Consider the following 26,673-nt stretch of genomic DNA (forward strand, 5'->3'; position numbering starts at 1 on the left):
AAAAAATCAAAAAAAAGATTTGACATACCATAAAAACTATGCTAATATATGTCTTGTCGATGAGGGAAACATCTCGTAAGATAAGACACATGCGATAGTGGCGTAGTTGGTAACGCGCGACCTTGCCAAGGTCGAGACCGCGGGTTCGAGCCCCGTCTATCGCTCTTCGGAACTCTGAATCATTCAGAGTTCTTTTTTTATGCCATAAAAAATACGATAGCTGAACCATGCAAAAAGATCCCGAATCGGAACTTCCTGAAAGGAATCCTGATCCGGGATCTTTTATATAAGGCAGACATTCTTATTCTGTCTTATTACATACTCATATATTTTAGTGATGGAAAAGTCTGATTCCTGTAAATGCCATTACCATTCCATACTTATTGCAGGTATCGATAACTGCATCATCGCGGACAGATCCGCCTGGCTCTGCAATATATTTCACGCCACTCTTATGTGCACGCTCAATATTATCACTGAACGGGAAGAATGCATCTGAACCAAGAGTCACATCTGTAAGGCCATCCAGCCATGCACGCTTCTCTTCTCTTGTAAACACTTCCGGTTTCTCGGTAAATGTTTTCTCCCATGCACCATCTGCAAGAACATCCATATACTCCTCCCCAATGTAAACATCGATGGCATTGTCTCTCTCTGCACGTGTGATGGTATCTTTAAACGGAAGATTCAGCACCTTCGGGCACTGACGGAGATACCAGTTATCTGCCTTCTGACCTGCAAGACGTGTGCAGTGAACTCGTGACTGCTGACCTGCACCAACGCCGATCGCCTGTCCATCTTTTACAAAGCATACGGAATTGGACTGTGTGTATTTCAGAACGATCAGAGAAACTTTCAGATCTCTTTTGGCTTCCTCTGTAAGCTCTTTATTTTCTGTTACAATATTGGAGATCAGTTCATCATTGATTGCAAGCTCCTGGCGTCCCTGCTCAAAAGTAACACCAAATACCTGCTTGTGCTCCAGTGGCTCCGGAACATAATTTTCATCGATCTGGATTACATTGTAGTTGCCTTTTTTCTTCTGTTTCAGGATTTCCAGTGCTTCCTCTGTATATCCCGGTGCGATCACACCATCCGAAACCTCTCTTTTGATCAACATTGCGGTATCCTTGTCGCAGACATCAGAAAGAGAAATGAAATCACCGAAAGATGACATACGGTCTGCACCTCTTGCTCTTGCATACGCACATGCAAGCGGGGAAAAATCCTTCCAGTCCATATCATCTACCCAGTAGATCTTGGCCAGTGTCTCATTCAGCGGAAGTCCGATGGAAGCGCCTGCCGGAGATACATGTTTAAAAGAAGTTGCTGCCGGAAGTCCGGTTGCTTTCTTAAGGTCACGTACCAGCTGCCAGCCGTTAAACGCATCCAGGAAGTTAATATAGCCCGGTCTTCCGGAAAGTACCTGGATCGGAAGGTCACTTCCGTCTGCCATATAAATCTTGGATGGTTTCTGATTCGGGTTGCATCCGTATTTTAACTGTAATTCTTTCATAGAAAAATCCTCCGTTCTCTGCGATATTGATTATTTATTCTTGTTTACAATTCTGGATTCATATTTACCTGTTTCAATGTCAATGAAACGGACAAACAGGGAAACTTTATTGTCCTGATTCAGGCTCTCCCAGAGAAGGTTTGTAAAATCATCAATATCATCCGGAATCTCTACCGGCTTCGGCTCTCCCTCAAAACTTGGAAGCGGGTTTCCGTCACATTTATAAGTATGAATGAAGCGTCCCTGTCCTGCTGCCGCATTCTCATAAGCGAATGTATAACGGAGGCAGGAATCTGGATTTCCATTGTTACTCTTTAAGATAGACATTGCATAGCTGAATTTTCCGTTCTCCACATGAAGAACACCGGAAATACGAGGTGTATAATTCGGTGCATCCGGCTCAAATTCTCTGCTTCGGAGAGACTGCTCAAAAGTAAGCTGTCTGTCCATGCCCTCATAGATGGTATCTGTCTGATCACCGTTTGTTACGATCGTCTTGTTTCCAAGGACACGTACCGGTGCATAAATAATCAGGCTCGGGTCTGTAAGTTTGGACGGGTCAAATGCCTGTGTGCGGATTCCCTCACCATCCTCAACAAAAATACGGTTTCTGCTGTTCTCACTTCTTCCCATGATAAAATATGCGGTAACAGCGTGCTTTCCGTCAGCGGAACGTCCGATCACAATTCCTCTTCCTGGGTAGGAATTCTCTTTCAGTTCTTTTTCAAGTGAAAATGTAGTCATTTTTCACAGTCCTCCTCGTCTAATGTAAGGCCCGGGGATCATTCCAGGTATTAACAGGTAACAAAAAACCGCCTGGACACCCCTTTATCAGGCTGCCCAGGCGGTCGGCTTCTCATTTCACTGCACTCCCTGTAGGTAATCCTACTTTCCGCCAGTCATGCAGCTTCTGTTGTTATACTACAATACTTCTTCTGAATTTTCAAGTCCCTATTTTCTGAAATATTCTTTACTCGTCTACGCTGTAGTTTGGAGCCTCTTTTGTGATATGGATGTCATGTGGATGTGACTCCTTGAGAGATGCAGCGGAGATCTTAATGAATCTGCCTGTTGTTTTCAGCTTCTCAATGTTCTCTGCTCCGCAGTAACCCATACCGGATCTTAAACCGCCAATTAACTGGAATACGGTATCCTCAACGTGTCCTTTGTATGCAACACGTCCTTCAACACCTTCCGGAACAAGCTTCTTGGCGTTCTCCTGGAAGTAACGATCCTTGCTGCCGTTCTCCATAGCTGCAATAGATCCCATTCCACGGTATACTTTATATTTTCTTCCCTGATAGAGCTCGAATGTTCCCGGGCTCTCATCGCATCCAGCAAACATGCTGCCCATCATGCAGACATTGGCGCCTGCCGCGATAGCCTTGGTGATGTCTCCGGAATACTTGATTCCACCATCTGCGATGATCGGGATTCCGTAGCTGTTGGCTACTTCATAGCAATCCATAACAGCAGTAACCTGCGGTACACCGATACCTGCAACAACACGTGTGGTACAGATAGATCCAGGTCCGATACCAACTTTAACTGCATCTACACCAGCTTCGATCAGTGCCTTGGTAGCTGCTCCTGTTGCAACGTTACCTGCGATAACCTGAAGTTCCGGATATGCAGCCTTGATCTCGCGGACTGCTTTTAAGATATTCTCAGAATGACCATGTGCGGAATCAATTACGATTACATCCACATTCGCTTTCACAAGTGCATCTACACGTGCAAGTACATTGGCTGTGATACCAACTGCCGCACCACAGAGAAGACGTCCCTGTGCATCCTTGGCTGCAAGCGGATATTTGATCTGTTTCTCGATATCCTTGATGGTAATGAGTCCTTTTAAATTAAAGTCGTCATCTACAATGGGTAATTTCTCCTTACGGGATTTCGCAAGGATCTTCTTGGCATCCTCAAGTGTGATTCCTTCCTTAGCTGTGATCAGTCCTTCAGAAGTCATGCACTCCTTGATCTTTCTGCTGAAATCTGTCTCAAATTTAAGATCACGGTTTGTGATAATACCTACAAGCTTTCTGCCTTCTGTGATCGGAACACCGGAAATACGGTATTTCGCCATCAGATCATTGGCATCTTTCAGTGTATGCTCCGGTGAAAGATAAAATGGATCTGTAATAACACCGTTCTCAGAACGTTTAACCTTATCAACCTCTTCTGCCTGTGCTTCGATGGACATATTCTTGTGGATGATACCGATACCACCCTGTCTGGCCATGGCAATTGCCATTCTGTGCTCTGTAACTGTGTCCATTCCCGCACTCATCATGGGGATATTCAGCTTTACTTTCTTGGTTAAATACGTTGAAACATCTACCTGATTCGGAATCACTTTAGAATAAGCCGGAACCAGAAGGACGTCATCAAACGTAATGCCTTCACCAATAATAGTACCCATTGCATTTCCTCCCTTGTGTAAGATATTTTAAATTTGTGAACTAGTGTAACAAAAAACAAGATTCATGTCAATCCAAAAAAACTTTACTTGGTGCAGAATTTTTCATGGTGTTTGCAAGTGCGTCATCCAGTTCCAGGATCACTTTGCAGGTTTCTCCACTGTCTCTTATGATCATTGCATAGCGTTTATGATCCTCAATTCCTGATGAAAAATCATACTCTTTCATCTTCTGATTGCCATTATAATAGTCCATTCTGTGGGACTTTAATGGTGCCACAAGGTCTGCCTCCGCAAGCTGGAGCGATTTCACTCTTTTCCTTTTTGATTTTGACATGATCATATCAATGTCCAGTTCTCCGTTAACAAACAGATACTCGTACTCCAGATCTGTCTTCGGTATTACAAAATAACATGCAATACCAAGTGCAATAGCCGGTACCAGCAAAAGTACATTCAGCACAAGGCCTCCCAGGACCATGATCACCGTCAGCGCTATCAGACCGTATTTCACAACCAGATCTTTCGCTGTCTGCTTCTTTTTTACCAGAAGCTCTGAATATAAGTCACTCATTTGTTTCTTCCTTTCGTAATTTACTGACTTTTTGATTATAACACAAAAAGAGAGCCGCGTCTATGGCGCAGGCCCTCTCATTTTGTGAATTAATTATTTCACCTGCTCAGCTGATAATTACATCATTCCCATTCCCGGGTTTGCAGCCGGAGCCGGAGTATCTTCTTTGATTGTGGAAACTACAGCCTCTGTTGTAAGGAGTGTAGATGCAACACTTGTAGCATTCTGAAGAGCACTTCTTGTAACCTTAGCCGGATCAAGGATTCCGTTCTCAACCATGTTTACGTATTTCTCATTGAGAGCATCGAAGCCTGTACCGATCTCAGACTCTCTTACTTTGTTGATAATAACAGCGCCTTCCAGTCCTGCGTTTGCAGCGATGTGGAACAGCGGAGCCTCAAGAGCTTTCAGGATCACATAAGCACCTGTCTTCTCATCTCCTTCAAGTGTTGTTGCAAGTTTTGCAACCTCTTTGGAAGCATGGATGTAAGCAGATCCGCCACCTGCGATGATACCTTCCTCAACAGCTGCTCTTGTTGCTGCAAGAGCATCCTCAAGACGAAGTTTTGCTTCTTTCATCTCTGTCTCAGTAGCAGCACCTACACGGATAACAGCTACGCCGCCAGCCAGTTTTGCAAGTCTCTCCTGAAGTTTCTCTTTATCGAACTCGGATTTTGTCTCCTCGATCTGAGCACGGATCTGTGCAACACGTTTTGCAATGGCATCTTTGTCACCGAGACCATCAACGATAACTGTGTTCTCTTTTGCAACTTTAACAGATTTTGCACGTCCAAGCTGCTCCATCTTAGCTTCTTTCAGGTCAAGACCAAGCTCATCGGAGATCACCTGTCCGCCTGTCAGGATCGCGATATCCTGAAGCATCTCTTTTCTTCTGTCACCATAGCCAGGAGCTTTTACAGCTACTACCTGGAAGGTTCCTCTCAGTTTGTTGACGATCAGAGTTGTAAGGGCCTCACCCTCAACATCCTCAGCGATGATGAGAAGTTTCGCACCGGCCTGAACAACCTGCTCAAGAAGTGGAAGGATCTCCTGGATATTGCTGATCTTCTTGTCTGTGATCAGGATGTACGGATCATCAAGAGTTGCCTCCATTTTCTCCATATCTGTGGACATGTATGCGGAAATATATCCACGGTCAAACTGCATACCTTCTACAAGGTCAAGCTCTGTATGCATGGTCTTGGACTCCTCAACAGTGATAACACCGTCTTTGGAAACTTTCTCCATAGCATCAGCAACAAGCTGTCCAACCTGCTCATCACTTGCAGAGATTGCTGCTACGTTAGCGATCTGCTCTTTGCCGTTGATTGCCTGGCTCATGTTCTTGATCGCTTCTACTGCAACATCTGTTGCTTTTTTCATACCTTTTCTGAGGATGATCGGGTTGGCACCTGCTGCCAGGTTCTTCATTCCCTCATGAACCATTGCCTGAGCAAGTACAGTCGCTGTTGTAGTACCATCACCTGCTACATCGTTTGTCTTGGATGCAACTTCCTTGATGATCTGAGCACCCATGTTCTCGAATCCGTCCTCAAGCTCGATCTCTTTTGCGATGGAAACACCATCGTTTGTGATAAGCGGAGCACCGAAAGATTTATCAAGTACTACGTTTCTTCCTTTCGGTCCAAGTGTTACTCTTACTGTATCTGCAAGTTTATTTACACCAGCTTCAAGTGCTGCTCTTGCTTCTGCGCCATATTTAATTTCTTTTGCCATGATAAAATGACCTCCTATTTATATTGATATACGATAAGATGTTTATATTATTTAATAACTGCCAGGATATCTTCCTGTTTTACAATGATGTAATCCGTACCATCCATCTTAACTTCTGTTCCTGCATATTTGGAGTAAATAACAGTGTTTCCGACTTCTACTTCCATCTTTACTTCTTTGCCATTTACAACTCCGCCAGGACCAACTGCGATAACTTCTGCCTGCTGTGGTTTCTCCTGTGCCTGTCCCGGAAGTACGATTCCGGATGCTGTTGTCTCTTCTGCCTCAACCTGTTTTAATACTACTCTGTCGCCTAAAGGTACTAACTTCATGATCTATGTTCCTCCTTATCAGTTCCATTTTCGTTTGCTAGCACTCACTTTCTACGAGTGCTAATCACTATGGCTATATTAGTGAATTTCACGTTTTTTCGCAACTCTTTTAAGATATACTATTTCTAGTTTATTCTCTTTATATCTCTTTTATACTCTTGTTTTCTCTTATTTTCTTAATTTCATTATTTATTTTGATTTTTTCTAAAAAGATACACTTTCCTTTTATGCGATCCTGCAAAAGAATTTCAGTAAAAAAGAGACTGCCCACAATAACGGGTAGTCTCTTTCGTCACGTTCTTTATCTTATATTATCAGTCGGCAGATAATGCAGATCGCATTATGCCTTTTTGTTTCTCTGTGCCTTGATCTCCTCAAGCTCGTCGAAGATTACTTCATTAAGAACCTTAATGTAAGTTCCCTTCATACCGGAAGAACGGGACTCGATCACACCTGCACTCTCAAATTTACGCAGTGCATTTACGATCACAGATCTGGTGATACCTACGCGGTCAGCAATCTTACTGGCAACAAGGATGCCTTCGTCTCCATCCAGTTCATCAAAGATATGGATGATCGCCTCAAGCTCTGAGAAGGACAGGGTACTGAACGCAGATTTCACGATCTGCTGCTTTCTGTCTTCCTCCGCATTCTCATCATGAACCGCACGCATCATTTCCAGACCTACAACAGTTGTACCGTACTCACTGACAATAATATCTTCAATATCATACGGATGATCGTTACGATACATAAATAATGTTCCCAGTCTCTCACCTGCAATATCGATAGGGTTTACGATTCCCTGATAATTCCCTGGTACATGCTCAAAGCCAAGTGTCTGGAGATTGACATTCTCCTTGGTAGAAAGAACGCCAAGAAATCTCTCGTTCAATAACGGATCAATATGTCCGCCGATCTTATCATCGATCAGCTCTGTGATCTCATCTACGCCCGGACAGATACTGACTCCCAGAACCTTACCTTTCTTACTGAGTACCAGGATGTTGGAACTTAAGGTTTCCATGAGCACCTGGCAAATGTCGTTAAACACTACCTTGCTTGAGCTGCTGTTATGCAGAAGCTTATTGATTTTTCTAGTTTTATCTAGCAACTGAACGCTCATTTTTTCCTCCTTTCACTTTCGTACCTTGAAAGAAATCGTTTTTCTAGTCTAATATTACACGTTATTCTGGAAATTTACAAGACATTTTTATATTTTTTTTATTTTTAACGGGATTTTCTGAAAATTGGTAGAAAAGCATTTATTCCATCAATCTTCATCTTTTGGTTTCTGTTCCACATATCCGCAGGTTTCCTGGCTGCAAACCAGCTTATTTCCCTTTTCGAGCATATAATTGCCACATTTCGGACATTTCTTTGCGGATGGTTTCTGCCAGGACATAAAATCACATTCCGGATTATTCTCACATCCGTAATATTTTCTGCCCTTTTTCGTTTTTTTCATGACAATTTCACCGCCACATTTCGGACATGCAACACCAATCTTTTCATAATATGGTTTCGTATTACGGCAGTCCGGGAATCCCGGGCATGCAAGAAATCTTCCGTGTGGACCATACTTAATTACCATGTTACGGCCACAGTTGTCGCAGACTACATCTGTAACCTCATCCTGGATATCAACTTTCTCCAGTTCTTTCTCCGCCTCATCCACATCATGTTTCAGATCCGGATAGAAATTACGTACAACAGTCTTCCACTGCACAGTGCCTGCCTCCACGCAGTCCAGAAGTCCCTCCATGGTAGCTGTAAAGTTTACATCCACAATACTCGGGAATGCCTGTTTCATAATATTGTTAACAACTTCACCAAGCTCTGTAACGTAAAGATTTTTCTGTTCCTTTGATACGTAGCGTCGGCTGATGATCGTTGTGATCGTCGGCGCATAGGTACTCGGGCGTCCAATTCCCAGTTCTTCCATGGTTTTTACAAGTGATGCCTCTGTATAATGTGCCGGTGGCTGTGTAAAATGCTGTTCCGGTTTCAGTTCTTTCAGTTTCAGCTCCATGCCTTTTTCCAGGCTCTGACTTAAAATATTGCCTTTTTTGTCATCGCCCTCTTCTGTATACACAGACATAAAACCATCAAACGCAACCTTGGATGCCGCAACCGTAAATACATACTCGCCGGCTCCGATCTTGACAGATGTAGTCTCATAACGTGCCGGTGCCATTCTGCTGGCCGCAAAGCGTCTCCAGATCAGCTGATACAGACGAAACTGATCTCTGGTGAGAGATTCTTTCACAAGAACCGGTGTCCTTGTAATGTCTGTAGGGCGGATTGCCTCATGGGCATCCTGGATCTTCTGTCCGTTTTTGACTGTCTTTTCTGTCTGAGAAACATAATTCTGTCCGTACTGTTCAGAAATGTAGGTTCTTGCTGCTGCATCTGCTTCCTCGGAAATTCGGGTGGAATCTGTACGCAGATAAGAGATCAGACCTACTGTGCCGCTTCCCTTGACATCAACACCCTCATATAACTGCTGTGCCAGACGCATGGTTTTCTGTGTGGAAAAATTCAGAGTCTTGGCCGCTTCCTGCTGCAGTGTACTGGTTGTAAACGGGAGCGGAGCATTTTTGATCCTCTCGCCTTTTTTTACTTCTGTGATCTCATATTTACAGTTTTCCAGATTTTTCAGGATTTCATCCATTTCCTGGCGGTTTTTGATCGGAAGTTTTTTATCAGTTCCATAGAACTTGGCCGTTAACGGCTTCTTTTCACCTTTTACCTGAAATTCACCTTCCAGGCTCCAGTACTCTTCCGGAATGAATGCGTTGATCTCATCTTCTCGGTCACAGATGATACGCAGTGCTACAGACTGCACACGGCCTGCACTTAATCCTCTTTTTACTTTGGCCCAGAGAAGTGGGCTGATGGTATAACCTACCATACGGTCCAGCATACGTCTGGCCTGCTGTGCATCCACAAGATTCATATCCAGCTCTCTGGCCTGTTTGATGGACGCCTTGACTGCTGTTTTTGTTACTTCATTAAATGTAATTCTGTGCATCTTTGAAGTATCTGTTTTCAGTGCCTGCATCAGATGCCAGGAGATTGCCTCTCCTTCACGGTCAGGGTCCGTTGCGAGATAGATCTTATCTGCTTTTTTTGCTTCTTTACGGAGTTTTGCAAGAAGCTCTCCCTTTCCTCTTATCGTAATGTACTTGGGTTCAAAATCATTGTCTACATCAATACCAAACTGGCTCTTTGGAAAATCCCTTACGTGGCCATTGGATGCCTCTACTGTATAATTTGCCCCCAGAAACTTTTTTACTGTTTTCATTTTAGCAGGTGACTCTACTATCACCAGATTTTTGGCCATTTTACCTCTCCTAATCTTATTCTGCCTTCTGTCCGGTGTAAAAAATCTCACTGCTACCGGCAAAAAGGCGGTTATTCAAGTCTGATATAATTCTGTCTTCCGGTTTCCTTCACCAATCCCATCAGCATGAGCTGTCCCAGGATACCGGCTGTTTTTCCCGGTGAAAAACCGGTTTTTCTGATAATCTGATCCAGATTTTTTGGTCGTAAATCGAGACAACTATACACCAAATCCAAATCCGTTGCAAGTCCTATCTTGGTTTTCCCCGACAAATTTGTCATTTTTTTCACAGACAGTCCCCACTCATCCAGAAGTATTTCCGGAGAGTAGGCGATTCCCGCTCCATCATAAATCAGCTTATGACATCCACGGCTCAACGCATCATTTACTGCTCCCGGAATGGCATAGACCATTTTCCCCTGTTCCAGAGCACAGGACGCAGTGATCAGTGATCCGCTCTTTTCTTTTGCTTCCACTACAAGCACCAGGTCTGCAAGTCCGCTGATGATCCGGTTCCTTGCCGGAAAATGATAAGCCCTGCCTCTGGTCCCAGGTTCATACTCACTGATGATCCCTCCGTTCTTCTGCGGAATCCTCCGATAAATCCCACGGCTGGATGAAGGATAGCAGATATCCACACCATTTCCAAGTACCGCAAATGTAGGCGTTCCTCCTTCCAGTGCACCTTTATGGCCCTCCGCATCGATTCCTGCTGCCATACCGCTGATCACCTGTACCCCGTGCTCGCTCAAAAATTTCCCGTACCGAAATGCCTGTATCCTTCCATAGGCACTGCATAATCTGGCCCCAACGATCGCTGCTGTCGGTTTATTATCTTCCGGAAATCTTCCAATATAATATAACTGTTTTGGCATACCGGAAAGTTCCCGAAGCCTTGCCGGATAAATGCTGCTGTTTTTTTCCACATAATGGATCTCTGTTTTCTGTATTTCTTCCATTATAAAGTACCTTCCTTTCTGCTGTTTTATGACCAGTATTTTTTATCATAAGCCCGATAGGCAAGAGCCTCCCCGATATGCTCCGGCAGGATCTTTTCTGCTTCTTCCATATCCGCAATAGTCCTGGCTACTTTTAAGATCTTATGATAAGCTCTTGTACTGAACCGAAACTGTTCATATGCCTGTTCCAGCAGTCTGTCCGCTTCTGCTGTCATAACACAGTATTTTTCCAGATTTCTTCCGTCAAGCTCTCCGTTAAAACAAAATTTCTCTTTTTGGTAACGTTTTCTCTGAATCTCCTGGACAGTTTTTACTCTTTCCCGTATTTTTGCGGAAGGCTCTCCTGGTGTCCGTTTCTTCATCTTCGAAAAACTCACCGACGGAACTTCTGTGCAGATATCTATGCGTTCCAGAAGTGGCTGGCTGATTTTCCCCAGATAATGCGTGATCTCTCCCGGAGTACAGCGGCATCGGTTCATATCCGGATAAAATCCGCAGGGGCAGGGATTCATTGCTGCTGCCAGCATAAAACTCGCAGGAAACGTATAGGTTCCTGCCGCTCTGGACAGATGGATTTCCTTATCTTCCAGGGGCTGACGCAGGATCTCCAGGCTCTTTCTTGAAAATTCCGGCATCTCATCCAGAAAGAGAACGCCTCTGTGTGCGAGGGTAATTTCTCCCGGTCCCGGAACCCTTCCGCCTCCTGCCAGTGCCTGTGGGGAACTGGTATGATGAGGGCTGCGAAAAGGCCTCTCCCTGATCAGAGGGTCACTTTCTGTAAGAAGTCCTGCCACACTGTACACTTTCGTGATCTCCAGGCTCTCTTCAAAAGTCAGTCTGGGCATGATCGTCGGCAGGCGTCTTGCCAGCATGGTTTTTCCGGAACCTGGAGGACCGATCAGCAAAATATTATGAAAACCGCTTACAGCGATCTCTGCTGCCCGCCTTGCTCCTTCCTGTCCGCATACATCCGCAAAATCAATCCTGTTTTCCGTTGGATCGTCTTGTATATCCATCTCTTTCTCTTCTGTGTATAGATATGCTTCCGGCTCTTTCAGACAGCGGATCATATCTCCCAGCGTTTTTACCCCAAACACCTGCATATCCCGTACCAGTTTTCCTTCCCGGATATTTTCTTCCGGAATAATGCAAAATCGTAACCCCAGTTCTCTTGCACGGATCACACGAGGCAGGATTCCGGAAACACCATGGATTTCTCCATTCAGGCTGATCTCTCCTACAACCAGAACTCTGCTCAGTAATTCCGGTTTCAGGATCCCGGCAGCCGCAAGCACTGCCGCAGCTACCGGAAGATCAAACCCGGCCCCTTCTTTCTTCATATCTGCCGGGGCAAAATTTACTGTTACCCGCTTTGGAGGCAGGCTGAGCCGGTTGTTTTTAAATGCAGTCCGAACTCTCTCCTGTGCCTCCCTTACCTGTGCAGACGGAAAACCAACCATGGTAAAAGAAGGCAAACCATCACTGACATCTGCCTCAACCTGGATTTCCCGCACTTCCATGCCAAAAATCGCCGCTGATAATACACTTGCGAACAAATTCGTCCTTTCTGCGAGAAAAATCCGAACCCGATCTTCAGATCTCTCGTCTTTTCAATTATTAATGGGAAAATTTCAGATAGACATTTTCTGAATAAAAGAAGATAATAAATTTAGTATAGTCCATTTTGCTCTCTTTTGCAAGAGTGCAATTCGTTCTGTTTTATACTTCCTATAGAAAGAAGAGGTGAGCACAATGAAATTTCAGCGTATTCAGGATTTACGTACAGACGCAGATCTCTCTCAGAGAGAATTAAGTGAAATCCTTCACATCAGTCAGCGTTCTTATTCCCATTATGAAACGGGATCCCGTAATATTCCTATCGAAATGCTTATCCGGCTGGCAAATTATTACGACACCAGTATCGACTATCTCGTCGGCCGTACGGACCGAAAAAAAATGATCAAATAAAGAAATCCCCGGAACTTGAAACAGTTCGGGAAATTCCTTTATCAGGATTCCCTTACTGTTACAGATCCGGGGATTCTTTATTTATTCAGTATAATATGTTTCTTCTTCGCCATAAGGGATTCCATATATACCTGTGTCATCCTGGGACGAAGTATCTTCACTTTCACTGTAATATGCATTCGCATCAGAAGCATTTTCAGCATCAGTACTGTTTACTTCTGTGGATGATCCGGAAGATGTCTCTGCATCTGATGTATCAGAAGCCGCTTCCGTTCCGGCATTTTCCTGTTCTGTCGATCCGGCATCTTCTGCCGGCGCCTCCCTTGTCATGATCGATTCTGTCTTCGGATAAGTCAGTGAACCATCTGCCCTTTTATAAGTTTTAACTTTTACATAAAATTCTCCACTCTTATCAAAAACAAATTCTCCCTTTGCTTTGTTTCCATCGGAATCTTTCAGATAAAACTGTGTGGCATTTCCGGCCACTTCAGCAGTTACATCCGCTTCCACACTCAGCGAATGATTTTTTCCATTGATCCTTTTATACGTAAAAGAAACAGATTTCAGGCTGATATCATAAATATCGATCGTTGTCAGTCCATCTTCACTATACCAGGTTCCCTGATAATTCTCCGGTTCAAAAGCCGGAAGAATGGTTGGTACCGGTGTCAGCGACGGTGTCGGCGTAGCTGTGGGGACCGGCGTGGCTGTTGCTGCCGGTGTCGCTGTTATTTCCGGAATACTGTCCAATGCTGCCAGTGCTGCTTCTTTTCGCTGTTCTTTTTCAATTTTATTCTTGTGGGAGACAAACAGCATACCCCCGAATCCTGCCAGGATAAACAGAATGATCAGCAGGATCAGAGCTGTTTTCAGCCGCTTTTTTCTTCTTTTGTTTTTTTTCATCTGCATCACCTCTGTTTACTATAACATATCAGAAATCCTCTGCGTATTTCCCGTTTCTGTTTATTTCTTTTCTTTGATAATACCTTTTCTGTAAGCTTCCAGAAGCTGGATCAGCTCACTGATCCTCTCCTTCAGAGCAGCTCCTGTATCCGTATCTCCTACCAGTGTACGTTTGTTATTGTAATGAACTGCCACCCGGTTGGAAACAATATCCTGTTCCTTGGCTACTGCCTCTTCTGCGGAAGTAAAAGGCTCATGAGCAGACAGGATCAGTCCATAGGAGTTATAGACCAGTGTATAACCGGCAATTCCCGTAACTTTCTGATATGGTCTGGAAAAACCGCCGTCAATGACAAGAACTTTTCCATTGCATTTTACAGGGCTCTCTCCTTCGCTCTGGTGAACCGGCACATGGCCGTTGATGATATGGCCTTTTTCCGGATCCAGCCCGAATTCACGGAGCAGATTGTCTACAACTTCCTCGTTTTCCAGAAGATGATAGTAAGCATTTTTTGTTTCTTTATGCGTTTCCTTATCTTTAATAAAATAACGCTCAAAAGTGGTCATCTTGTCTTTCCCAAATAAAGGAGAATTTGGGGCGGCCCAGATATACCACATGATGTCCCTGCCTTTACGCTTTTCATCCTCATTTACCGAGAAAAATGCCCGGCGAACATAAGTCTCCAGCACATCGTAGAGTTCTTTTCCCCTGTAGGTTTTTCCATAGATCTGGACTTCTTTCAGACTTCCATCTTCATTGAGCGGAATGCTTCCATGGAACAGAAGATTTCCGTTATAGGTTTTGTAAAGGCCTCCTTTGTCCAGGAGAAGCCGGACATGATTCTGCAGTTTCTCACAGTTACGGAAAGCGGAATCCAGACGATCCATCACATCTTTTTCTTCTGTGGTAAGTTCATATGGTTTTTTCCAGTCAATGGTAGGAAAATATGTATCCGTCAGCGGATATTCTTTTCCGTCCGGAAGTGTGATCGTTCCCTTTTTCGGATCGATCTTATGAAGCAGGCAACGGCTTTCCATATGGAACTCTTTGTGCCGGCGGATCAGCTGGCCTTCCAGTTTAAACTGGATGATGGCGATGGCCTTATGCATCTTCCGTCCAAGCTCTTCTTCCAGAATACTGTAGTTATTGGCATCTCCCTTCATCTCAAAAACAGTGCAGGGATCATCTTTATAAGCTTCCATTGCAAAGGTTGCCAGCGGCATGAGATTGATTCCATATCCATCCTCCAGGATATCCATGTTTCGGTAGCGGATACTGTTTCGGATCACCGTTGCAATGCAGGCTTTCTGGCCTGTGGCAGCTCCCATCCAGACCACATCATGATTTCCCCACTGGATATCAAGAGAGTGGTATTTCATCAGACGATCCATGATAAAATGCGGGCCCGGACCTCGATCATAAATATCTCCCAGCACATGAAGATGATCCACGACCAGACGCTGGATCAGTTCTGCCAGGGCAATGATAAAATTCTCTGCCCTGCCGATCTCAATGATGGTGTTGACAATGGCATCGTAATATGCCTCTTTGTCCAGAACTTCCGCCTTCTCCGTGATCAGCTCCTCGATCACATAGGCATAGTCTGCCGGGAGAGCTTTACGGACTTTGGAACGGGTATATTTGGACGCCGTTGTCTTGCACACTTCGATCAGGCGATAAAGCGTGATCTTGTACCAGTTCTCCATGTCTTCTTCATGCTTCTTTACGACTTCCATCTTTTCTTTCGGATAATAGATCAGTGTGGCAAGAGAACGTTTATCACTGTTACTTAAGGTATGTCCGAACACGTCATCGATCTTTTTCCGCACAGCACCGGAACCATTTCGAAGAACATGGGAAAACGCATCATACTCTCCATGGATGTCCGACATGAAATGCTCGGTACCTTTCGGAAGGTTTAATATAGACTGCAGATTGATGATCTCTGTTGAGGCCTTTGCTATGGTAGGATACAGCTCTGCAAGTCGCTGCAGGTATCTTAATTCTTCTTTTTTCATATTATCTTGATATCCTCCTGGGAGTTCTCGCTGCCATATCTTCCATTAAGAGAAATGGCAGCATTTTTATTTATTGTAAGCCCTTCCGGCATCATATATCAACCCGTAAAATCAAACAGTGACATCTGATTGGACTGTGGGATATCTCCGAACAGATCCAGGTCATCCATCAGATCGATAACGGTCTTGCTGACTTTGGTGCGGTCGCGGAAATCATCCTTGGAAAGGAATTTTCCCTTCGCGGCTGCATCTACCACAGCCTCTGCCGCCTTATCTCCAAGCCCTTCTATGGTATCCAGCGCAGGCATCAGTTTATCTCCGATGATCTGGAACCGATGGGCCTTTGCCTTATAAAGATCAATGGGCACAAAATCAAAGCCTCTGGCGTACATCTCCTGTACGATCCTCATATCCTTCAGTGTATCCTGCTCCTTCTTTGATGCCTCATCGCCTTTTTTGCGGATCTCCGCCATATAATATTCCAGGCGTTCTTTTCCCATACACATCAGTTCATAGGAAAAAGATGTGGCACGGATGCTGAAAAATGCCGCATAATAAGCCAGCGGATGAAACACTTTATACCAGGCGATACGGTAAGCCATCATAACGTAAGCAGCCGCATGGGCCTTCGGGAACATGTACTTGATCAGCTTGCAGGACCAGATATACCAGTCCGGAACATCATGGTCTTTCATGGTCTGGATCCATTCGTCACGGAGACCTTTTCCTTTACGGACACTCTCCATGATGGTAAATGCCAGGCCGCTTTCCACCCCTTTTCCAATAAGGTAGATCATAATATCATCTCGCGTACAGATCGCGGTGGAAATGGTCGCCGTTCCGTTCTGAATCAGTACCTGGGCATTTCCAAGCCATACGTCCGTACCATGAGAAAGTCCCGCAATACGTACCAGGTCGGAAAAATATTTCGGCTTGGTATCAATTAACATCTGCATGGCAAAATCCGTACCAAACTCCGGGATTCCAAGACATCCCAGTTTACAGCCGCCGATATCCTCCGGACTGATCCCAAGTGCCTGGGTTCCCGCAAACAGGGACATGACATCCTTCTGATCCAGCGGAACCGTTCTCGCACTGATGCCGGTAAGATCCTCCAGCATACGGATCATGGTCGGATCATCGTGTCCCAGTATATCAAGCTTTAGAAGGTTTCCATCAATGGAATGGTAATCAAAATGTGTAGTGATGATATCGCTGTTTACATCATTGGCCGGATGCTGCACAGGCGTAAATTTCTCAATTTCCTCGCCCATGGGCAGTACAATGATACCTCCCGGATGCTGTCCGGTCGTACGGCGGACACCGGTACAGCCCTGTACAATACGGTTGATCTCACAGTAACGCTTGTGCTGTCCCCGCTCTTCATAATAATTTTTCACATAACCAAATGCAGTTTTTTCCGCAAGAGTACCAATGGTTCCTGCCTTAAATGTCTGGCCCTTTCCGAAGATAACCTCCGTGTACCGGTGGGCATTGGCCTGATATTCTCCGGAAAAGTTCAGGTCGATATCCGGCTCCTTGTCACCTTTAAATCCGAGGAATGTCTCAAACGGGATGTCAAACCCCTCTTTGTTCATCTTGGTACCACACTTCGGACAGATCTTATCCGGCATGTCACACCCTGCCATACCTGCGTATTTTTTTACCTCCGGGGAATCAAAATCACTGTATTTACAGTCCGGATTCGGGCAGAGATAATGCGGCGGCAGAGGATTTACCTCCGTGATACCGGACATGGTCGCTGCCAGGGAAGAACCTACGGAACCTCGGGAGCCAACCAGATAACCGTCCTCATTGGATTTCCATACCAGTTTCTGTGCAATGATATACATTACCGCATAACCATTGGAAATAATGGAGTTCAGCTCCCGGTCCAGACGATCCTCCACGATCTTCGGAAGCGGATCTCCGTACATTTCGTGGGCTTTTGTAAAACAGATATTCTTAAGATCCTGCTCTGAGTTCTCAATGACCGGCGGAAATTTGTCCGGATGGATCGGCGAGATCTTCTCGATCATATCTGCGATCTTGTTGGTATTGGTAATGACCACTTCTTCTGCTTTTTCACTTCCCAGATAGGAAAATTCCTCCAGCATTTCCTCCGTTGTACGAAGGTAAAGCGGTGCCTGGTTATCCGCGTCGGAAAATCCGTTTCCTGCCATGATGATCCGACGGTAAACCTCATCCTGCGGGTCCATAAAATGCACGTCACAGGTGGCAACTACCGGCTTTTTGAACTGTTCTCCAAGTTTTACGATCTTCCGGTTTATCTCTTTTAAGTCTTCCTCGGAATTGATCATATCGTGCTTCTCATCTGCAAGCATAAACGCATTGTTCCCAAGAGGCTGAATCTCCAGGTAGTCATAGAAGTTCACCAGTCTGGCAATCTCCTGATCCGGTGCATTACGAAGAAGTGCCTGATAAAGTTCTCCTGCCTCGCAGGCACTTCCCACCAGAAGACCATCCCTGTATTTTTCCAGTACGCTTTTTGGGACTCTGGGGCGTCTGTGATAGTACTTTAAATGGGACTGGCTTACCAGTTTGTACAGATTGATCCTTCCTGTTTCATTCCTCGCAAAAACAATGGCGTGATACGTGGGCAGTTTTCGGATCGTATCCGGCGAAACCGCTCCCTGGCTGTTCATCTCATCCACATCAAAAATATCTCTTTCTTCCAGCATCTTTACAAACCGCACAAAGATCTCCGCGGTACACGCTGCATCATCCACAGCCCTGTGATGATGATCCAGAGAAACACCTACTGCTTTGGCTACCGTATCCAGCTTAAAACGGTTCAGGGCAGGAAGAAGGAATCTGGCCATACCCACCGTATCCACATAGGTAAAATCATCCGGGATTCCCTGGCGTTTGCAGTTTTCGATGATAAAGCTCATATCAAAGTCCGCATTATGGGCCACCATCACGCAGCCCTCACAGAATTCCAAGAATTTCGGCAACACATCCTCTATGGTGGGCGCATCCAGAACCATGGAATCATTGATACTTGTCAGCTGTTCAATGCGGAACGGAATGGGCACTTCCGGATTTACAAACGTGGAAAAACGATCCGTGATCTGGCCTTTCTCCACTTTTACCGCGCCAATCTCAATGATCTTACAGGTCAGTGCTGAGAATCCCGTTGTCTCAATATCAAAAACAACAAAGTCACCATCCAGCCGCTGTCCTCTGGAATTGGTGACCATGCCTTTCAGGTCATCCACCAGATATGCTTCCATTCCATAGAGCACCTTGAAATCAGACTCCTTGGGAACGCAGCCTCCCCAGGCATCAAAGCAGTGGTTCGCCTCAGGGAAAGACTGCACCACACCATGATCGGTAATCGCGATGGCCTTATGTCCCCACTCATAGGCACGTTTTACCAGCGCCTTGGCATCAGTGACACCGTCCATATCACTCATCTTGGTGTGGCAGTGAAGCTCTACCCTTTTCTGAGGACTGGTATCCATTCTCGCACTGGTAAAATTGGCAATTTTCTTAATGCCTGTAATATTTCCGATGGTCAGCTCACTGTCAAAACGATCAATGGTTGTAACTCCTTTCAGTTTCAGGAAGGCACCTTTTTTTACACTTTCCGTCACTTCCGGAACCTGTTCGTTACGAAGGAACATCTTCACAACAATACTGTCCGTAAAATCAGTCACAGGGAAGATCAGGATCGTTTTCTCATTTCGGATCTCACGTGCCTCCACATCCATAACCTGGCATCGGATGATAACTTCTCCCATCTCTCCGGTGATACTCTCCAGCGGGATCGGTTCTCCGTCAAAATCCCTGCCGTAAACCACATCCGGATTGCTGTCTCTGCGGAATCCGAACCCGCTGCGGAAATCGCCTTTCTGGCCTTTCTGTTGTTTCCGGTCAAAGGATTTCTTCTCCGGTGCTTTTTCTCCCTTTTTCTCTCCGGAAGTTTTCTTCGTCTCTTCTTTGGCTGCTTCCTCCTGCTTCGGTTCACTCTCCTGATCTCCGCCAAGTTTGGCATGTTTCAGGACATTCTCCACTTCCTGTTTGATCTGAAGTGCGGCATTTTTCCGGTATTTACTCTCTTTCGCCTCCACAAAATCCAGGTCTACTTTCAGATCCATCCCACATCGTTCACAGAAAACTTTATGAAAGTATTCGATGAGGATTTCGCTCTTCTGCCTGGAGATCACCGTATCCGGAAGTTCCATACGCATGGCATCTTTTCCGGTAAATGTGATCTTCGTTCTTCGGAACAGATTGTACTCCAACATATTGTAGCTTCGCAGCTCCAACTCCATACTGGAACGGTAGCTTTCCAGGAAATTCTCCGGTGTGTACTGCTCGGAAAGATGAAATTTTTCCACAACGGTAACAGTCATGGGAATTCCCGGAAAACACTGCCGTTCAATCTCAGCTTCCAGGGCAAAGATATTTTTCTTGTGGATCCAGCGGCTGCTTTCGATATATACCCTCAGATGCGTTTTTCCCGGATTCATGGAAACTTTTGTCACAAATACCATGTCCAGAAGTTCTTCCAGCTCTTTTTTTACTTTCAGATGAGGAAATACGTCAAAAAAATCTTTCTCCATTATGACTCCTGTTCATTCCAGGTAAGAAGTTCCTGGCGAAGTGTATCCAGAAGTTCCGTCTCCGGTACTTTCTTTACAACCTCTCCATGTTTGATCAGAAGGCCGACACCATCGCCTCCCGCAATTCCGAGATCTGCCTCTTTTGCCTCTCCAGGACCGTTTACTACACATCCCATAACCGCAACCTTGATATCAAGAGGAATATCCTGAACCATGGTTTCTACCTGATTTGCAAGGCCGATCAGATCGATCTTGGTTCTTCCGCAGGTCGGACAGGAAACAACTTCCACCCCGCCTTTACGGAGTCCCAGTGTTTTCAGGATCCTTTTGGCTGATTTCACTTCCTCCAGCGGCGCACCGGTCAGGGAAACACGGATGGTATCACCGATTCCCTGATACAGAATGATTCCAAGGCCAATGGCTGATTTGATATTTCCGGAGTACAGGGTTCCTGCTTCTGTAATTCCCACGTGAAGCGGATACTGTGTCTGTTTTGCGATCAGCTCATGGGCTTTTGCACACATAAGGACATCGGAAGATTTGATACTGATCACCAGATTATCGTAACCCATCTCTTCAATGATGCGTACTTTATCAAGGGCGCTCTCCACAAGGCCCTCTGCTGTGACACCGTGATATTTTTCCACCAGTTCTTTTTCGAGAGAACCACTGTTCACGCCTACGCGGATAGGGATATTCCGTTCCTTTGCAGTATCTACAACTGCCTGGATCCTCTCTTTTGAACCGATATTTCCCGGGTTGATACGGATCTTGTCTGCACCGTTTTCCATAGCTGCAATGGCAAGACGGTAATCAAAATGAATGTCCGCAACCAGCGGAATATGGATCTGTTTTTTGATCCGGGACAAAGCTTTCGCAGCTTCCATGGTCGGAACTGCACAGCGGATAATATCACAGCCTGCTTTTTCCAGGGAAAGGATCTGCGCAACGGTTGCTTCCACATCTTCAGTTTTTGTATTGGTCATGGACTGGATAAGGATCGGATTTCCTCCTCCGATAACACGGTTTCCAATTTTTATTACTTTTGTATGATCTCTGTACATAAAAATCTCCTTTATGAATCCTGAAAGGCAGGTGTCTTCAAACGCCCTGCCTTTCCTCTCTGAACTATCTTTTCGCTCTTACGCTTAACGCCGGATCTCCAGCAGTTTTGTTTTCAGCTCATTTTCCATACGTCTCATATCTGCTTCTGCTGCCTGACGTTTCTCACGGCCCTCCTGCTGGATCTTCATCACATCATCCAGTGTCTGGATCAGCTCCTGATTGGTCTTTTTCAGAGTTTCAATATCTACGATGCCACGCTCGGACTCCTTTGCTGTTTCCACAGATGCCAGGTGAAGAGTCTCCGCATTTCTCTTCAGAAGTTCATTGGTAAGATCTGTAACCTGTCGCTGTGCCTGTGCGGCTTCCGTGGAATGTGCGATTCCGAGAGCCAGCACCATCTGGCTTTTCCAGAGGGGAATGGTATTTACAATGGTGGTCTGGATCTTCTCGATCATGGTGGTGTCATTGTTCTGGATCATACGGATCTGTGGTGCTGTCTGCATGGAAATGGTTCTTGTCAGCTCCAGATCATGAAGCTTCTTCTCAAAACGATCACACTTGTTTTCCAGATCATTGGCTGCCTGGGCGTCTTCTGGAAGTCCGCTTGCCGCTGCCTTCTGATGAAGCTCCATAAGCTTTCCTTCACGGACTTCCTTAAGTTTCTTTTTGCCCGCAAGGATATACATGGAAAGTTCTTTAAAATATGCCAGGTTCTGCTCATACATCTTATCCAGTACTGCAGAATCCTTCATCAGACGCATCTGGTGCTGCTCCAGAGCTTCTGTGATCTTCGCCACATTTCCCTCGGCTTTTGTGTAACGGTTTTTCAGGGTTTCCACCTTCGCCGTCTGTTTTTTGAAGAAACCAAAAAGTCCCTTCTCCTCTGTGGCATCGAAATCTTTCAGTTCGCCTACCACACTTGAAAGAAGATCTCCCACTTCGCCAAGATCCTGGGTACGGACATTTGCCAGGGCAGTATCAGAAAAATCTGCCATCTTCTTCTGAGTACCGGCTCCATACTGCAGGATCTGATTTGTATTTTCAATATCGATCTTTGCCGCAAAATCTTCTACGATTTTCTGTTCCTGTGGAGATAACACCGGTTCCTCCACTGCAGATTCCTGTGGCTTCTCCGGTTCTTTTGCCGCAATTTCTTCTTTTTCTTCCGTAAGATCCGGTTCCAGAGTCAGTACCGGTGCTTCCACCTCAAAGTCCTTAAATTCTTCTCCCATAATCTTCTCCTTAATTCACTGTACCTTCCGGCAGACATCTGCGATTTGGTTTCTCATCTGCTCACTGTACTTATTTCACTTCCGCGTTCTGTTTCATTTTTTCGAAATCATCTTCTGTCAGACCTTCCTGTGCCAGAACCGTATGTAACACAGAAATATCGGTAGATACATCCCATGCGGTATCCCGGAATATGGAGTCCAGAAGTTTCTCAAAAGCAATATTCAGTGTATCAATCGTTTCTTCAATTTCTTTCTTGGAAGCTGTAATATTCTCACCCTGTACAGGCTGTCCATCCATATCTTCATAAGCATCCAGAAGTTTCACAGTCATGGGAAGATAGTAATCCATCAGTTTCTTAAGATCGGGGATCACCTCCGGATGTTCTCCCGCACGCTCAAAAATCTTTTGAACAATCAGTTCCATTCTGGAAATCTTTGCGGAAATTTCCTCCCCGGGAATGGCATCATTACTCTTTCGGATCTTTATCAGAAATTCATTTCCCTTTCTCAGAACTTCCTGTGCCTCCGGGCTCATATTCTCCTCAAGCTGAACCTTCGGATCCGCTTCCTGTTTACGGAGCTCCAGCTGTTTCTGTGTTTCCAGATACTGCTGATAAGTCTCATTGCTTGTGATCAGACAGGTTTCTTCGGCATCTACATGGCCTTCCAGGAACCAGCCTTTCTCGATCATCCTGCTGATATCTTTTTTTACAAATTTCTCGTTCTTTCCTGCTGCCTGGGCAAGTTTCTGGAAATTACAGTAAGTGTGGTCTCCCAGCGCACGGATATATTTCTGAAAACGGCCCAGTCTTCCAAGGCGGCTGGTTCCTGCTCCCAGAAGCGCACCACCCCCTGCAGCGCCGGCACACATCACACCAAGGACCCCCGCCGCAAGTGCACCGCTGTGTCCAAGGCCCATCCAGATCAGAAGCACCATAGCCCCAAGACCCATGCCACTTAAAAGGATTCCGCCGGAAACTGCCATCATCATACCTTTCAGGTTTTCACCGGTGGTTTTTCCATAAAGAAGCTCTGTCTGTTTCTTTGCGGCCTGCTGTTTCGCTTTTTTGCTTTTTCCGTAATAGGGGCTCTGATAAGTATAGCTCCTCTTTCGAAACTGGGGATCACTTCCCGGTTCAAATACGGAATTCATAGCATTTTTCAGTGCCTCACTGCCGGAATCAATCGCCTTATTTACTGTCTGGTTGATGGTATGGCTCAGCTCATGGTAGCTGTTTGAATTTACAGCATTATCTACAATATCCTGAATCTTTTTTCCAAGGTCTTCAAATTCGTGATTGTCCATTTTTTCCTCCAGTCCATAGATAGCTTTTATTATAGCGAACTCCCGTTAAAATTACAAGCAAATGCAGAAAAGGCGCAAAAAACTATTGAAGTCAGCACGTAAAAGTTTTACAATGGTAAAAAGTAAAAATTCGTAAACGGAGGAATCGTTATGGAAAAAAAGAACATTGACTGGTCCAGCATCGGATTTGGATACATGCCAACCGACTACAGATACGTGTCTAATTTTAAAGATGGAAAATGGGATGAGGGTACTTTAAGCACAGACCCTAACATCGTACTGAATGAGTGCGCTGGTGTACTTCAGTATTCACAGAGTGTATTCGAAGGACTGAAAGCTTACACAACAGAAGACGGACATATCGTTACTTTCCGTCCTGACCTGAACGCAGAGCGTATCGCTGCTTCTGCTGCAAGACTTGAGATGCCGGTATTCCCGAAAGAGAGATTCATCGACGCTGTTGAGCAGGTTGTCAAGGCGAATGACGCATGGGTTCCGCCATATGGTTCAGGCGCAACTCTCTATCTTCGTCCGTACATGTTCGGTTCCAACGCTGTAATCGGTGTTAAACCGGCTGACGAATATCAGTTCCGTATCCTCACAACACCGGTTGGACCGTACTTCAAAGGCGGCGCTAAACCGATCACGATCCGTGTCAGTGACTTTGACCGTGCCGCACCTTGCGGAACTGGTAACATCAAAGCCGGCCTGAACTACGCAATGAGCCTTCACGCTATCGTAGATGCTCACAAACAGGGATTTGATGAGAATATGTACCTTGATCCTAAGACCCGTACAAAAGTTGAAGAGACAGGCGGTGCAAACTTCATCTTCGTTACAAAAGACGGCAAGGTTGTAACACCGAAGTCTGACAGCATCCTTCCATCCATCACACGTCGTTCCCTGATCTACGTTGCAAAAGAGTACCTTGGACTGGAAGCTGAGGAGCGTGAGATCTACTTCGACGAAGTGAAAGATTTCGCAGAGTGTGGTCTTTGCGGTACTGCTGCTGTTATCTCTCCAGTTGGAAAGATCAACGACCACGGCAAAGAAATCTGCTTCCCAAGCGGAATGGAGAAAATGGGTCCGGTTATCCAGAAGCTGTACGACACACTGACAGGTATCCAGATGGGACGCATCGAAGCTCCGAAAGGATGGATCCACGTAATCGAGTAATCCATTACCAGATTTTTGGATTTATACATAGCATTTTAAGAGCAAAAACAGGCTGCCGGATTTTTACCGGCGGCCTGTTTTCTATTCTGCCTTATGCTTTGTGCTCACATTATTTATCTTTTCTTTCGTATTTTACAAAAGTATATTCCAGATCAAAATACGTCTGTTCTTCACTCTCCGCAGTAACTTCCCAGTCCGGATCCTCATCCAGATCCGGGAAATATGCATCTGCTTCATACGCAAAATCAATCTTGGTCACATGAGCCACATCACAGTAGGGAAGCATCTGTCTGTAAATACTGTCTCCGCCGATGCAGTACACATCCTGTGCCGGATATTTTTCCACTTCTTTCAGCGCTTCTTCGATGCTGTGAACAACCACCGCACCTTTTACCTGATAATCCTTATTTCCGGTAATTACGATATTGGTTCTGTTTTTAAGAGGAAGTCCGTTAGGAAAAGACTCCAGAGTCTTTCTTCCCATAACAACCACTTTTCCTGTAGTTTCCTCGCGGAACATTTTCATATCTGCAGGAATGCTTACCAGAAGTTCATTGTTTCTTCCAATTCCCCAGTTTTTATCTGCTGCAACAATAATATTCATCCTGATTTCCTTTCTTTATATACAATTATACCGCAATCGGAATATTTTTGATCTGCGGCCATGTCTCATAATTCTCCACGATCAGATCATCGGTTGTAAATTTATAAAAATCTTTGATCTCCGGATTCAGTTTTACCGTTGGTGCAGGATACGGTTTTCTGGAGATCAGTTCCTTGATCACCGGAATATGACGATCATAAATATGACAGTCTGCAATTACATGAACAAGCTCCCCTGCTTCCATATCACAGGCTTGCGCGATCATCATCAGAAGAAGAGAATACTGGCACACATTCCAGTTATTTGCCGCCAGAATATCCTGAGATCTCTGATTCAGAACAGCATTCAGGACCAGTTTGTCTTTTCCCGGTTCTTTGGTCACATTAAATGTCATGGAATAGGCACATGGGTAAAGATTCATTTCATGAAGATCCTGATGTACATAAATATTGGTCATGATCCTTCTGCTGTAAGGATTGTTCTTAAGATCAAAAAGTACCCGGTCCACCTGATCCATCATTCCTTCTTTATACTGATGTTTCACACCCAGCTGATAGCCGTAGGCTTTTCCGATGGAGCCGTTCTCATCTGCCCAGCTGTCCCAGATATGGCTGTGAAGATCATGGATATTGTTGGATTTCTGCTGCCAGATCCACAAAATCTCATCCATGGCACTCTTTAATGCAGTTCTTCTCAAAGTCAGCGCCGGAAATTCCCTGCGGAGATCATAACGGTTCACAACACCAAATCTCTTGATGGTATAAGCCGGAGTTCCATCCTCCCACACCGGACGTACCTTCTCTCCCTCTGTGCTGGTTCCGTTTTCTATGACATCTTTGCACATGTCAATGAATATATTGTCTGCAAGACTCATTATCTGATTCCTCCCTGTGATTTTCTTCTGTTCGCTCCCGGAAATATT

At 45.1% G+C, this 26,673-nt stretch carries 20 protein-coding genes, 1 tRNA gene and 1 riboswitch; of the genes, 3 read left to right on the forward strand and 18 right to left on the reverse strand.

The window, feature by feature from the left end:
• Window positions 1–91: 91 nt before the first annotated feature.
• Window positions 92–164 (forward strand) — tRNA-Gly (locus G5B12_RS02070).
• A gap of 167 nt (window positions 165–331) precedes the next feature.
• On the opposite strand, the gene G5B12_RS02075 is transcribed toward G5B12_RS02070, so the two are convergent.
• The 10 genes from G5B12_RS02075 to G5B12_RS02120 form a co-directional block, all read right to left on the reverse strand.
• Window positions 332–1,516: a phosphoribosylaminoimidazolecarboxamide formyltransferase gene (locus G5B12_RS02075; protein WP_021975902.1), complete on the reverse strand. Its 1,185-nt coding sequence runs from the start codon at window positions 1,514–1,516 to the stop codon at window positions 332–334.
• A 30-nt stretch (window positions 1,517–1,546) separates the two neighbouring features.
• Window positions 1,547–2,260 carry an IMP cyclohydrolase gene (locus tag G5B12_RS02080; RefSeq protein ID WP_021975901.1) on the reverse strand — a complete coding sequence of 238 codons (714 nt, stop codon included), beginning with the start codon at window positions 2,258–2,260 and terminating at the stop codon, window positions 1,547–1,549.
• A gap of 87 nt (window positions 2,261–2,347) precedes the next feature.
• Window positions 2,348–2,429, reverse strand: a riboswitch (ZMP/ZTP riboswitch).
• A 57-nt stretch (window positions 2,430–2,486) separates the two neighbouring features.
• Window positions 2,487–3,941, reverse strand: coding sequence for an IMP dehydrogenase (gene guaB / locus G5B12_RS02085; protein WP_021975900.1), 1,455 nt, complete (start codon window positions 3,939–3,941; stop codon window positions 2,487–2,489).
• A 67-nt stretch (window positions 3,942–4,008) separates the two neighbouring features.
• Window positions 4,009–4,512 carry a DUF6106 family protein gene (locus tag G5B12_RS02090; protein ID WP_021975899.1) on the reverse strand — a complete coding sequence of 168 codons (504 nt, stop codon included), beginning with the start codon at window positions 4,510–4,512 and terminating at the stop codon, window positions 4,009–4,011.
• Window positions 4,513–4,629: 117 nt separating this feature from the next.
• Window positions 4,630–6,249 (reverse strand): chaperonin GroEL, encoded by a 1,620-nt coding sequence (gene groL, locus G5B12_RS02095; protein WP_021975898.1) that lies wholly within the window; start codon window positions 6,247–6,249, stop codon window positions 4,630–4,632.
• A 47-nt stretch (window positions 6,250–6,296) separates the two neighbouring features.
• On the reverse strand, window positions 6,297–6,581 hold the full coding sequence (gene groES / locus G5B12_RS02100; RefSeq protein WP_021651813.1) for a co-chaperone GroES: 285 nt from the start codon (window positions 6,579–6,581) through the stop codon (window positions 6,297–6,299).
• 340 nt (window positions 6,582–6,921) lie between these two features.
• Window positions 6,922–7,707, reverse strand: coding sequence for a GTP-sensing pleiotropic transcriptional regulator CodY (codY, locus tag G5B12_RS02105; protein WP_021975897.1), 786 nt, complete (start codon window positions 7,705–7,707; stop codon window positions 6,922–6,924).
• A 147-nt stretch (window positions 7,708–7,854) separates the two neighbouring features.
• Window positions 7,855–9,927, reverse strand: coding sequence for a type I DNA topoisomerase (gene topA, locus G5B12_RS02110; protein WP_118071680.1), 2,073 nt, complete (start codon window positions 9,925–9,927; stop codon window positions 7,855–7,857).
• A gap of 71 nt (window positions 9,928–9,998) precedes the next feature.
• Window positions 9,999–10,886: a DNA-processing protein DprA gene (gene dprA / locus G5B12_RS02115; protein WP_021975895.1), complete on the reverse strand. Its 888-nt coding sequence runs from the start codon at window positions 10,884–10,886 to the stop codon at window positions 9,999–10,001.
• A 26-nt stretch (window positions 10,887–10,912) separates the two neighbouring features.
• Window positions 10,913–12,442 carry a YifB family Mg chelatase-like AAA ATPase gene (locus tag G5B12_RS02120; RefSeq protein ID WP_021975894.1) on the reverse strand — a complete coding sequence of 510 codons (1,530 nt, stop codon included), beginning with the start codon at window positions 12,440–12,442 and terminating at the stop codon, window positions 10,913–10,915.
• A 196-nt stretch (window positions 12,443–12,638) separates the two neighbouring features.
• On the opposite strand from G5B12_RS02120, the gene G5B12_RS02125 reads away from it, so the two are divergent.
• Window positions 12,639–12,854, forward strand: coding sequence for a helix-turn-helix domain-containing protein (locus G5B12_RS02125; protein ID WP_015524345.1), 216 nt, complete (start codon window positions 12,639–12,641; stop codon window positions 12,852–12,854).
• Between the two features lie 81 nt (window positions 12,855–12,935).
• Here the strand turns inward: G5B12_RS02125 and G5B12_RS02130 are convergent, their stop codons facing one another.
• From G5B12_RS02130 to G5B12_RS02155, 6 genes are all read right to left on the reverse strand, one after another.
• The gene (locus G5B12_RS02130; protein ID WP_174087659.1) at window positions 12,936–13,757 is read right to left on the reverse strand and encodes a hypothetical protein; all 822 of its coding nucleotides are present in this window, start codon (window positions 13,755–13,757) and stop codon (window positions 12,936–12,938) included.
• Between the two features lie 60 nt (window positions 13,758–13,817).
• Window positions 13,818–15,776, reverse strand: a complete 1,959-nt coding sequence (locus tag G5B12_RS02135; protein WP_021975892.1) for a fructose-bisphosphatase class III — start codon at window positions 15,774–15,776, stop codon at window positions 13,818–13,820.
• A 98-nt stretch (window positions 15,777–15,874) separates the two neighbouring features.
• Window positions 15,875–20,368, reverse strand: coding sequence for a PolC-type DNA polymerase III (locus G5B12_RS02140; protein ID WP_174087660.1), 4,494 nt, complete (start codon window positions 20,366–20,368; stop codon window positions 15,875–15,877).
• On the reverse strand, window positions 20,368–21,432 hold the full coding sequence (gene ispG / locus G5B12_RS02145) for a flavodoxin-dependent (E)-4-hydroxy-3-methylbut-2-enyl-diphosphate synthase (RefSeq protein WP_021975890.1): 1,065 nt from the start codon (window positions 21,430–21,432) through the stop codon (window positions 20,368–20,370). The genes G5B12_RS02140 and ispG overlap by 1 nt, the downstream gene beginning before the upstream one ends.
• A gap of 84 nt (window positions 21,433–21,516) precedes the next feature.
• Window positions 21,517–22,665, reverse strand: a complete 1,149-nt coding sequence (locus G5B12_RS02150; RefSeq protein ID WP_174087661.1) for a toxic anion resistance protein — start codon at window positions 22,663–22,665, stop codon at window positions 21,517–21,519.
• A 70-nt stretch (window positions 22,666–22,735) separates the two neighbouring features.
• Window positions 22,736–23,971, reverse strand: a complete 1,236-nt coding sequence (locus G5B12_RS02155; protein WP_174087662.1) for a 5-bromo-4-chloroindolyl phosphate hydrolysis family protein — start codon at window positions 23,969–23,971, stop codon at window positions 22,736–22,738.
• 150 nt (window positions 23,972–24,121) lie between these two features.
• On the opposite strand from G5B12_RS02155, the gene G5B12_RS02160 reads away from it, so the two are divergent.
• Window positions 24,122–25,147, forward strand: a complete 1,026-nt coding sequence (locus G5B12_RS02160; RefSeq protein WP_021975887.1) for a branched-chain amino acid aminotransferase — start codon at window positions 24,122–24,124, stop codon at window positions 25,145–25,147.
• Between the two features lie 109 nt (window positions 25,148–25,256).
• Here G5B12_RS02160 and G5B12_RS02165 read toward each other — a convergent pair whose 3' ends face one another.
• Both G5B12_RS02165 and thyA read right to left on the reverse strand, forming a co-directional pair.
• A complete protein-coding gene (locus G5B12_RS02165; RefSeq protein ID WP_021975886.1) occupies window positions 25,257–25,751 on the reverse strand; it encodes a dihydrofolate reductase in 495 nt (164 codons plus the stop codon).
• Between the two features lie 25 nt (window positions 25,752–25,776).
• Window positions 25,777–26,625 (reverse strand): thymidylate synthase, encoded by an 849-nt coding sequence (thyA, locus tag G5B12_RS02170; RefSeq protein ID WP_021975885.1) that lies wholly within the window; start codon window positions 26,623–26,625, stop codon window positions 25,777–25,779.
• Window positions 26,626–26,673 lie beyond the last annotated feature (48 nt).

The organism is Blautia sp. MSK.20.85 (genome assembly GCF_013317245.1).
Taxonomy (GTDB): Bacteria; Bacillota; Clostridia; order Lachnospirales; family Lachnospiraceae; genus Blautia_A.